Origin of the sequence: Limosilactobacillus avium (assembly GCF_947381485.1) — a bacterium.
Taxonomy (GTDB): domain Bacteria; phylum Bacillota; class Bacilli; order Lactobacillales; family Lactobacillaceae; genus Limosilactobacillus; species Limosilactobacillus avium.
In genome coordinates, this window is record NZ_CANCWN010000124.1 from 1 (window position 1) to 224 (window position 224).

Here is a 224-nt window from a genome sequence, read left to right on the forward strand (position 1 = left end):
AGCTCCATCAACCAATAATCAATTGGTCAGTATTATTTATTTGAGTCCAGTGGCTAACTTATTCTTGAAATTTAGGTTGGAAAATTAATTCGAATTTTTGCTTCCAATTCTAAACGTGATCTGCTATACTATTATCTGTTGGTTATTTGCTGACTTAGCTCAGTTGGCAGAGCACGTCATTAGTAATGATGAGGTCGGAGGTTCGAATCCTCTAGTCAGCACTA

At 36.6% G+C, this 224-nt stretch carries 1 tRNA gene; it reads left to right on the forward strand.

What is annotated here, in order from left to right:
* Positions 1-148 precede the first annotated feature (148 nt).
* Positions 149-221, forward strand: a tRNA-Thr gene (locus QOS01_RS10555).
* The last annotated feature ends 3 nt before the right edge of the window (positions 222-224 follow it).